General features: G+C 63.6%; 2 protein-coding genes. Both read right to left on the bottom strand.

Annotation, left to right across the window (positions count from 1 at the left end):
• On the bottom strand, positions 1 to 238 hold a 238-nt coding region (locus DNK49_RS23245), incomplete at its 3' end, for a hypothetical protein (RefSeq protein WP_133255176.1).
• A 91-nt stretch (positions 239 to 329) separates the two neighbouring features.
• On the bottom strand, positions 330 to 571 hold a 242-nt coding region (locus DNK49_RS24235), incomplete at its 5' end, for a hypothetical protein (RefSeq protein ID WP_165843435.1).

The following is a 571-nucleotide window of genomic DNA, read 5'->3' as shown; positions in this document are numbered from 1 at the left end:
CGGGCTTGTCGATGAGTGCATGCACGTGGACCGGGTCCCAGTTGGTCACGGTGCCGTCGAGCACGGCATCGACCAGGGCGCGGTGCGCGGGATCGGGAAACTCGATCCGTAGGTCGACCTTGAAAGCACCAAAATGAACGATGTCCATGTCTTTATCCTTGTTCCAGGCGGGACGCTCACAGGCAGCGAGCAGGCTGCAGGCGAGCAGGGTCAGTAGCAGGCGGATGAGGCGGTTCACTGCGCGCTCCCGATGGGGGGCCGCCGGCTGCCGGGCCGTCCGCCAGCCAGTTCCTGATCGAGTGCTGGAATACACGGAGGGGACAGGCGTATCACGGGGTCGATGGGGGCTGTTTCCAGCGTTCGTTCGGGGGCAACTGCATCCTCTTCTGCCAGTCGAGTGCGCTTTTTATCTGGTCGTCGTCGGCACCGATGTCGCGCAACATTGCTTCGTTGAAGGGGATCCCGTCGTGTATCCAGTCGTCGATCTGGCGGTAGGGCTGGGGTAGCAGCACTTCTTCGTCGTACCACTTGAGCACGCGGCGCACGGTATCGTCGTCCGCGCCGTGCGCGC

The sequence above is a fragment of the Parazoarcus communis SWub3 = DSM 12120 genome, from assembly GCF_003226565.1.
GTDB lineage: Bacteria > Pseudomonadota > Gammaproteobacteria > Burkholderiales > Rhodocyclaceae > Parazoarcus > Parazoarcus communis.
The sequence above is the reverse complement of the archived record's forward strand: the minus strand, read 5'-3'. Positions and strand labels throughout refer to the sequence as shown.